General features: G+C 59.4%; 9 protein-coding genes. 1 reads left to right on the top strand and 8 read right to left on the bottom strand.

Features of this window, described 5'->3' with window-relative positions:
* Positions 1 to 341: 341 nt before the first annotated feature.
* The 3 genes from HKN06_10440 to HKN06_10430 all read right to left on the bottom strand — a co-directional run bounded on the left by HKN06_10440 (position 342) and on the right by HKN06_10430 (position 3,659).
* A complete protein-coding gene (locus HKN06_10440) occupies positions 342 to 1,505 on the bottom strand; it encodes a winged helix-turn-helix domain-containing protein (GenBank protein NNF61728.1) in 1,164 nt (387 codons plus the stop codon).
* A 100-nt stretch (positions 1,506 to 1,605) separates the two neighbouring features.
* A complete protein-coding gene (locus HKN06_10435) occupies positions 1,606 to 2,955 on the bottom strand; it encodes a HAMP domain-containing histidine kinase (GenBank protein ID NNF61727.1) in 1,350 nt (449 codons plus the stop codon).
* The gene (locus HKN06_10430; protein NNF61726.1) at positions 2,952 to 3,659 is read right to left on the bottom strand and encodes a response regulator transcription factor; all 708 of its coding nucleotides are present in this window, start codon (positions 3,657 to 3,659) and stop codon (positions 2,952 to 2,954) included. Before HKN06_10430 ends, HKN06_10435 begins: the two co-directional genes overlap by 4 nt.
* A gap of 170 nt (positions 3,660 to 3,829) precedes the next feature.
* Here HKN06_10430 and HKN06_10425 point away from each other — a divergent pair, with 170 nt between their 5' ends.
* Positions 3,830 to 4,495: a hypothetical protein gene (locus tag HKN06_10425; GenBank protein ID NNF61725.1), complete on the top strand. Its 666-nt coding sequence runs from the start codon at positions 3,830 to 3,832 to the stop codon at positions 4,493 to 4,495.
* A gap of 155 nt (positions 4,496 to 4,650) precedes the next feature.
* Here HKN06_10425 and HKN06_10420 read toward each other — a convergent pair whose 3' ends face one another.
* From HKN06_10420 to HKN06_10400, 5 genes are all read right to left on the bottom strand, one after another.
* Complete coding sequence (locus tag HKN06_10420; GenBank protein NNF61724.1) at positions 4,651 to 5,076, bottom strand: hypothetical protein; 426 nt, start codon at positions 5,074 to 5,076, stop codon at positions 4,651 to 4,653.
* A 152-nt stretch (positions 5,077 to 5,228) separates the two neighbouring features.
* Positions 5,229 to 5,417, bottom strand: a complete 189-nt coding sequence (locus tag HKN06_10415; GenBank protein ID NNF61723.1) for an efflux RND transporter permease subunit — start codon at positions 5,415 to 5,417, stop codon at positions 5,229 to 5,231.
* Positions 5,418 to 5,482: 65 nt separating this feature from the next.
* Positions 5,483 to 6,868, bottom strand: coding sequence for a DUF839 domain-containing protein (locus HKN06_10410; GenBank protein NNF61722.1), 1,386 nt, complete (start codon positions 6,866 to 6,868; stop codon positions 5,483 to 5,485).
* A 94-nt stretch (positions 6,869 to 6,962) separates the two neighbouring features.
* Positions 6,963 to 8,192 (bottom strand): saccharopine dehydrogenase, encoded by a 1,230-nt coding sequence (locus HKN06_10405; protein NNF61721.1) that lies wholly within the window; start codon positions 8,190 to 8,192, stop codon positions 6,963 to 6,965.
* Between the two features lie 51 nt (positions 8,193 to 8,243).
* The coding region (locus HKN06_10400; GenBank protein ID NNF61720.1) for a hypothetical protein at positions 8,244 to 8,720 on the bottom strand (477 nt) is incomplete at its 5' end.

Here is an 8,720-nt window from a genome sequence, read left to right as displayed (position 1 = left end):
GGCCTTTGATTTCGATTTGAATCGTACACAGTCCGTACGGTCAAGTCTGAGCCATTACACCTACGCAATGTCCTGAGTTTTGCTCCCAATCTCGGCAATGTCCTGTATTTTGCTCCGAAAAGATGTCTCAATCTTTGCGCCGCTTCTTAGGGGTCGCCTCGTGGAATCAATTACTTACGGTTCCGAAGGTGTACATGCTTTTGCTCGGAGTCACATCTATAAGATTCCTGGGTCCTCCTGAAATTTGACCCAAAGCCTTCTGTGCAAATGCCTCGACGCGGATCCGTATGTCTATGTCCGATCCGCCTGGGCGTCCTTCCCAGTCCGAAGGGACTAAGGAGTTACGTCCAGATCACTTCATCGGCGCCAATAAACCGCGCCATCCTGAGCAGCTCCGACTCCAGCTTAGCCTCGCGCGCGTCGGTCCAGTTGACACCCGGTTCCGGCCAGACGTTCTTTACAGTCAGCAAACCGTCTTTGCGATCTCCGACAACCTCGATACGTCCCACCATCCGGTCGCCTTCCAGCAAGGGATACACGTAGTAGCCCCATTTACGTTTCGCGGCCGGCACGAAGATCTCGATCGTGTAGTCGAATCCGAACAGGCGTTTGAGCCGCTTGCGGTCGCGGATCACCGGATCGAACGGGTTGAGGATGCGCAGGCGCGAAGTCGGTACGGGCAGCTCGGCAAGTTGCACCTCGATGTCCGGCGGCGCCAGCGCACGGTGCCAGGCCTTGTCCGCACACTCGATGTCGACTGGTACCAGTTCTGCCTGCGCCTCTGTCCAGTCCTTCGCTTCCTGGTTGGACATGGCCTCCCAGAAGCGCTGAATGTCGCCGTGCGTTGCAAAGCGGAGCCGCGTAAGCGCTTCGTGGCAGAGCCATTCGATCTGCTCTTCATCGCTGCGTGTCTGTGTCCGCAATGGCTCCGGTACGATTCGTTCGGTCAGGTCGTAGTACTTCGTGAAATTCTTGCGGTGCGAGGTCGACAGCTCGCCCGCATACCACATGTAGTCGAGCGCCAGCTTGTGCGGGGGGCGTTTCCACATACCCTTGTTGGCGACTTCGGTACGAAAAGCCCGGGTACTGAGCGGGCCTTCTTTACGGATGCGTTCCTTGATCGCGTTGCGGCCCGTCGTGTCCAACATGCCGCGATGCCACTCCCAGCCGCGGACTTTCTCCTCCAGTCGCCGGAACTGGCGCCGCCACATGGGGTACATCTCCATGGTCAGCACACAGGCGTCGTGGGTGAAATGCTCGAACAGTTCTCGCCGCTCTGCCATTGCCTGGCCCAGCATCGGCTCTCGGTAATTCTGGTTGCGGCTCCACAGGATGTGGTGATGCGCGCGCGCAACGACACGGATTGTATCGAGCTGCAACAGGCCCAGCCGGCGGACGATGGAACGAACATCGATGTTGCCCGTCGGCGTGCGCGAAAGACCCTGCGCATCCAGCCACAAGCGCCGGGCGTCGCGGTTTCGAATCTTCAGCGCCGGTTTGGGCATGCGGCGATTGAGCCTCATTGCCGGCCGCCGCGTCAATCTTCTCGTAACAATGACGCGGCGGCCTGCCCTCCTACCGTTCGCTGCGCAACCGGCAGGTTCCTCACGACCCGGTGAATGCCTGGTCTGTCGGCAAGAAAATCGTCATACGCAGGCCGCCGCCGTCGCGGTTACTCGCCACGATGCTGCCGCCGAGGTCGGTCACTACGCGGGCCGTGATTGCCAGGCCGATACCGGAGCCGGGGCGATTCTGGTCCACACGATAAAACGGTTCGAACAAACGCTCGAGGTCAGCGTCGGGAACACCCGGACCGCGATCTTCGACAATAACCTGGCATCCGCCGTCGCTTTCATTGACGATCACATCCACTGTGCTGCCGGGAGGCGCAACGGAAATGGCGTTCCTGATGACGTTATCCAGTGCGCTCGCCAGTTGTTGGCGGTCTGCATGGACTACCAGTTGCGGATCCACAGGCGCCAGGCTGACCTCAACACCGCGGGCGCCCGCCTCCACACTGCCCTGATCGAGCAACTCGTCCAGTAACTCGTTTACGACCACCGCTTCCCGCTGCGGGCTGCCCTGCTGCGCCCGCGCCAGTTTCAGCACCTGGCCGGTGAGCTGGTCCATTGTTGCGATGTCTCTGACAATCCGATCGACCTGGACCTGGGCTGCGTCGGGTTTTCGGGTTATTAAGTCAGCAGCGATCTGCAAGCGTGCCAATGGCGCGCGTAGTTCGTGCGAGATATTCCGGAACAGTTCCTCACGCCGCTGGGCCTGTGCTTCAATCTCGCCCGCCATGCGGTCGAACTGCCTCGACAGTTGCCCGATTTCATCCTGTCCCCACGCATCCGATCCAACGCGGGCCGACATGTCACCGCTTTGAAGGCGCCGGGTTGCAGCAGCGATCCGTTCGATAGGCCGTGTCAGCGAGCGGCTCAGCCAGCCGAATGCCAAAAGACTGATCACCGCTGCGAGTGCCAGCACGGTCCAGCGAAGTGCTGACGAAGACAGTACACCGAAGCGCGGTAAAGCGGCCGGCCCCGGTATCGCGATATAACTAGTGTCGCCGATGGTGTGGATGACCGGCCGGAATGGTCGTCGGGGACGACGGCTATTGCGGCCGTCCTGTTGGGTGATGGCCCATTGATGCCGGGCGCGCGCCTGAACGAATACTGGCAGGTCGCGCCCTGAAATATCTTCAATATCAGCGTCAATCAGGTAGATTGTCTGGCCGGTCGGAAACGTTGCCGGATCACCCAGCCACCGCATTACCTGCTGGCGGTTCTGTGATTCTGCGATCTGTCGCACCATCGCATCCGCTTCGCGCGGGTCGATCCAGTCTGCAGTGGCACGATCGGCCAGCTGGAAGCTGGCAAAAATACTCACCGTCAGAATCGCCAGGGTTGTGAGCCAGAATGCCGCAAACAACTTCCAGAACAAGCGTGGCATCATTTGGTCACCAGGATGTAGCCAGCCCCGCGTACACTGCGTATCTCGCAATTCGCAGAGGTGCCGGCATTCTTCAGTTTGCGACGCAAATGACTGATATGAGTGTCCAGAGCACGGTCCAGCGGATTGAGGGCGCGACCCAGTGCGTACTCATTAAGATATTCGCGACTGACCACGTCGCCGTCGTTAGCGGCGAGTGATTCCAGAATACGCAATTCGGCTCCGGTCAGCTGTAATACGTGATTATCGAGCATCACCTCGTGCTTGCCCGGCCATACTGTCAGGGCTCCGGCCGTGACATGTCTCTCGGGGTCTTTGATGCTCACAGCGTGATCGCGTGTCCGACGCAGGATTGCCGCGATTCGTAATAGCAATTCGCGTGGCGCGAACGGCTTCGGCAGGTAATCGTCCGCGCCCTGAGCCAGCCCGAGAATTCGATCCTGCTCATCGCCCATCGCTGTCAGCATGATTACCGGCACCTGCGATACCTCTCGTATGGCGGTAAGAGTGGCAAGACCGTCGCGCTTCGGCATCATGACATCAAGCACCACCAGGTCAGGCAGCTGCTTCTCGATATGCGCCAGCGCTTCATCGCCATCGTGCGCGGTGCGGCACAGGTAACCTTCAGTCGCCAGCAGCTCCGCCACCATCCGAGCCAGTTGGTGGTCGTCATCAACGACAAGTATTGAAGGAGCGTTTTGACTCATGGCGTCATTCTAACGTTACACAGCGAATCAGGTATCACTGGTGAATCTTGAGATTTCTTAAGGAGGCGTCGTATCAGGCACAACTTGACTTTTCTCAAGCTTATTACAAGCAACCAGCCTGTAGTGTATAGGTCGTAACAGGCGTTCGTTTTAAACACACAGGAGTAGCAATGAACAAGTATCTGATCTTTTTGGCTTCCTCGGCAGTGTTAGCCAGCGCAGCCTGGGCCGGCCCCAAAATGCTGGAACGCGGTGACACCGATAGCGATGGTTTTCTATCGCTGGATGAGTTGACCACAATCCACTCTGAGCGGGCAGAACGGCGTTTCGCGCGCGTCGATGCTGATGGCGATGGCCTGCTGAGCAGCGACGAAATTGCCGCGGCACGCGAGGACCGCGGAAATCGCAAAGGGCCCAAAGGCCGCAAGGGCAAAGCTCTCGATGCCGCTGAACTCGATACCGATAGCGACGGCTTTGTCACGCTGCAGGAGTTCACAACGCGTGGCAGCACGCGGGCGCAGGAGCATTTCGCACGCGTCGATGCTGATGGCGATGGCCTGCTGAGCAGCGACGAAATTTCCGCGGCACGCGAGGACCGCGGAAATCGCAAAGGGCCCAAACGCCGCAAGGGCAAAGCTCTTGATGGCGCTGAACTCGATACCGACAGCGACGGCTTTGTCACGCTGCAGGAGTTCACAACGCGTGGCAGCACGCGGGCGCAGGAGCGCTTCGCCCGAATCGACAGCAATGGCGATGGCCTGCTCAGCCCGGAGGAGTTCGACGAGGCCCGCACTAAATACCGGGATGAAAGGCGGCAGGATCGTCGATACAACTGATCTGATGGAGCGTAATAACACGGCTGCGGGCCAGGAGGACCGCAGCCGTTTTTTTTTGCTCGCACGCCTGCCCGGCGCGATTGATTTTGCTCTAAACCGGGCCAGATAGCCGGACTATTTTTACCGCCAAATCGACATGCCCTGACCGCCTGCACTCAGGATGACATAGCGACCCGCACTACCAGCGTGGTCCACAGGGCAAGTAACACAACCCAGCTGGCACCGTAGATAGCCATGCGTGGCGGTATCCTGTTGGAACCCAGATGAACGAAAGCGTGTCCCACCCTGGCCAAAACGTAGGCCCAGGCCAGCCAGACAATGACACCGGTTCCCTGACCTGCAACCATTGCCGTAATACAGCCCGCGTAAAATAAAACCGGGCTTTCAAACAGATTGACAAAATGGCGCGAATGCTGCGCTACCTTGCGCGGCTCACCTACATCACCGGCAAACGTTTTGTAGAACTTTGCATCGACTTCGCCATGCTTCACTGCAGCTACGCGGCCGCGAACCATACGAATCAGGACCAGTGCGGTAAGCAACACCATGGCTGCCATCGGATAAACAAGTGCATATTCCATGATGCGTACTTTACGCTTTTACGCCAATCGCCGGCAAATCGGCCGACCAATGCCGGACACTACCAGTCGCGACGAAGCAGCTCACATCAAGCGCCTTCGTCAACACGTTTGTCGAAACAAGGCTTAAGCAGACTCGCCACGCAGCTTGCCGATCATCCGGCAACGTAATGCGGTGACCGTGCGCGCGCCCTTTCACCCAGCTCCGTCACGGCGTCCCCTAAAGACACGCCATCCGCCAGTGCGGCTTCCACGGTAATAGAACGCATGCGATCAAACCGGTTGAGTTCATCAGGTCCGGCCACCTCATTCAGGGTCACCAGGCTTGCCAGCGGGACAACCATGCGATTGCTGTAAATCGACCAACACTTGCGAGGCTGCGAGCATGCGCGATTTCCTGACGTTGATCTCAGGCGGATTTGCTGCGCAGACTGTCCCACGGTCCGGTAATGGCCAGCGTGATCCCGGGCTCCTGGATGTTGACGAACAGCACCGAGCCATCGGGTGAAAAACACGCGCCGCAAAATTCGCTTTTTTGCGAGTGAGCATTACGCGCCAGGTCATACAGCGTTCCATCCGGTCGCAGACCGCGCATGTATTGCTCGCCGAAACCGTCTTCGCAAATTACCAGGTCGCCCCACGGCGCCACTGCCAGGTTGTCGCAGTTATCCAGCACGTCGGCACCGGATGATTCATAGACCAGCTGCACCTGCTGGCCAGCAGGCGAATAACGCCATATCTGCCCAACGCGCTGTGCACCGCCCTGGGTGCAGTTGAAATACACATCGCCACCGTCGCCCTGCGCTGCCCAGGCAACGCCTTCACCGCGACAGAAACGTGCCGCTCCGGCAGCATGGCCACGAGCGGCCAGGTCGCCGTCCGGAGCTTCGACGTCTTCCACGTCAATCCACTCAACGTCCATCACCTTGCCGGTTTCTATTGTGCCAAAGCCGGCGCCACCCCAGTCGTGTGGCCAGTTGCGGGTGTCGGCAGATGGCCATTCCTTAATCACCAGGGCCTGCAGGCGCCCGCCTTTTGCGAGCTCACCTTTCACTGTCGGCATGAAGCGATAAAAAAGCCCGGTCCGGTTGTCTTCAGTCAGGTAAACGATACCGCTGGCCGGGTCGACGGCAGTTGCTTCGTGGGCGAAGCGCCCCATGGCTTTCAGCGGTACCGGATCGACCAGTCCGGTGGCGCTCGCCGGCACCTCAAATACCCAGCCGTGTGTCTTGCCGGCCCCGTCTTTCGGTGTTACCGCCGATTCTTCGCACGACAGCCACGAACCCCACGGTGTCGGGCCGCCGGCACAGTTGCCGGCGGTGCCGGTCAGTACCAGGTAGTCTTCCTCCAGCTTTTTGTTTCGCAGGTCATAAACTACCTTTGTTACGCCACCGATAAACGGCTGGCCGTTTGCCTTTCGATCGTAGAGTTTGCCGGCCGGCACCCGTCCGAGCAGCGCGTTATCGGTGCCGAACGGGCTGCCTTCGACGGTGTCGGGCCAGTTTTCGTGATTGCGCAGCAGGATGCACTTGTGCGACTCCTGCGGATGAGGGAAACAGGCCATGCCGTCGGGACGGCCGGGACGCAGGAAGCCGTCAGCCATGGGTTCACCGGTAACCGAGACCACCGTATAGGAGAAGCCCTTGGGCAGATCCAGCAGTCTGTCAGTATCGGGCACCAGTTTGAGCCCGGCGTTCGATGTATACGCTGCGGCCAGGTTATTGAATGAGGCGGTCGAAAAAAACAGCCCTGCGGCCTGCGTGTACCTGATGAAATCCCGTCGCGTCATCGACATAGTGGCTGTCTCCGGTTACTGGATACTCCAGTTTACGACAGTAAAGCGGCCGGGGTAGTTCGGTTTTCCGTAAAAACCGGTCGAAAGCCGCAGGCTATTCGATCACCTCGAAACTCATACCGGCATGCTGCGTCAGTCGATCGATCAAGGTGACGCCAAAGGCTGTTGCCGGGGTCCACATGCCGCCGGCCAGGTCGGCCCTCGGAATGTCCTGCGCCAGGCAGACGCCCGCCTCGCCCAGCATCTTCGCGGTCGAACCGTAGCCCGGGTCGCGATCGCCAGTGACTTTTGTCACCAGCTTGTGGCCGCCTGCCGTTGTGCCGTAAAAGCGCAGATCGTATAGCCCTCGCTCCTGTTCCTGTGGTGACGGGCCCTCGCCGGGCTTTGGCAGCACAAACGTCTCCATGAACCAGCGCGTCGGTGGTATCGCCGCACCTACCATGAAGGCGCCGAGGCCGCCGGTAAAAGTGGTTGCCCGTAGCCGCCCTTTCATCCCCTTGCCTACACTCATCGCTTCGTCATAGCGAAAATCGACGCCGTAGGGGTAGCCGGCCAGCGCGTTGGAGCGATGCACGATGCGTGTATTGACGGTTGCCATTACAAACGGCGCCAGCCAACGGTCGCTGTCCGGGTCGCGTTGCGGGCTCTTGACGGCCGGCTGCCGCACGGTCGCCCGGCCATCGGGTACCAGCAGGTAAGGATTGGCCAGCTGTTTACGCAACGCCGGATCGCCGGCAACTTCTTTTGCAATGTTCATCATACTTGCCACGGTGCCACCTGAGGCGCCGCCCTTGATACGGGCAACCTGCATGCGAATCTGCGTTGCCGGCTCGCCGAATTTCTCCATGGCTTTTTGCTGGTGGAAATAAACCCCCATGTCAGACGGGATGGAATCAAAACCACAGCAATGCACGATGCGTGCCCCGGTTTCGCCCGCCGCGGATTCATGCGAATCGATCATGCGGCGGATCCACTGCACTTCGCCGGTCAGGTCGACGTAGTCGGTGCCGGTGGCGGCACAGACTCCCACCAGGGCCGAGCCATACAGTGCGTAGGGGCCCACGGTGGATATGATGACCCTGGTCTGCGTACACATCTGGCGCAGCGCTGCTTCGTCCTGCGCATCAGCAACCACCAGGGGCAGCCCGCCGGCGTCTGCACCCAATGACTGGCGGACGGATTCGAGCTTGGACTGCGAGCGTCCGGCCAGCGCCCAATTCAGCTCACCGTCGGCACCGTGGCGCTGGTACAGGTAACGGGCGAGTATCTGACCGACAAAGCTTGTCGCACCAAAAACGATGACGTCGAATCCACTATTATTCATTGCATTAATCCTATTACGGTGGCATTGGCATCGGCGTGGGGCCGGGTGCGATTATCCGGACACGTCTGCTACGGAGAGCTTTCTCAGTGTCGCGGTTTTCTTGTCGTGATGCGCCTGCATGCGACGCAGGATGTTGTCGAGCATTTCGATAGCTTCGATGATATGCGGACCCTTGTTGAGCATGACACAATCGGCGCGCTGTGACATCGCGGCGTCGCTTATTTCAGCGCGCGAAGGCAGACCCTTCCGGGTCTTTCCCTCCAGCACCTGTGTTGCCCAGACTACCGGTACCTGCGCCGCTTCAGACAACCACAATATTTCTTCCTGCAGTTCAGCCAGGCGCTCCCAGCCGCATTCGATGGCCAGGTCGCCGCGCGCAATCATAATGCCGACGGGGTAAGTGCGCATGGCGGTCAGCAACAACCTGACCAGGTTGTGAAAACCCTGCTCGGTTTCAATTTTAAGAACAATTCCGGGGTGGGCGCCGTACCCCTCCAGCGCGGCCAACAGCGCATCAACATCTTCGGG

Source organism: Gammaproteobacteria bacterium (assembly GCA_013003425.1).
Classification (GTDB): Bacteria; Pseudomonadota; Gammaproteobacteria; order Steroidobacterales; family JABDKV01; genus JABDJB01.
This window is presented reverse-complemented; position numbering and strand designations above follow the sequence as displayed.

Bases quoted from the DNA above. Each gene is read 5' to 3' on its own strand.
- HKN06_10435 (NNF61727.1), bottom strand. From the start codon at position 2,955: ATGATGCCACGCTTGTTCTGGAAGTTGTTTGCGGCATTCTGGCTCACA.
- HKN06_10420 (NNF61724.1), bottom strand. From the start codon at position 5,076: ATGGAATATGCACTTGTTTATCCGATGGCAGCCATGGTGTTGCTTACC.
- HKN06_10440 (NNF61728.1), bottom strand. From the start codon at position 1,505: ATGCCCAAACCGGCGCTGAAGATTCGAAACCGCGACGCCCGGCGCTTG.
- HKN06_10430 (NNF61726.1), bottom strand. From the start codon at position 3,659: ATGAGTCAAAACGCTCCTTCAATACTTGTCGTTGATGACGACCACCAA.
- HKN06_10415 (NNF61723.1), bottom strand. From the start codon at position 5,417: ATGGTTGTCCCGCTGGCAAGCCTGGTGACCCTGAATGAGGTGGCCGGA.
- HKN06_10425 (NNF61725.1), top strand. From the start codon at position 3,830: ATGAACAAGTATCTGATCTTTTTGGCTTCCTCGGCAGTGTTAGCCAGC.
- HKN06_10410 (NNF61722.1), bottom strand. From the start codon at position 6,868: ATGTCGATGACGCGACGGGATTTCATCAGGTACACGCAGGCCGCAGGG.
- HKN06_10405 (NNF61721.1), bottom strand. From the start codon at position 8,192: ATGAATAATAGTGGATTCGACGTCATCGTTTTTGGTGCGACAAGCTTT.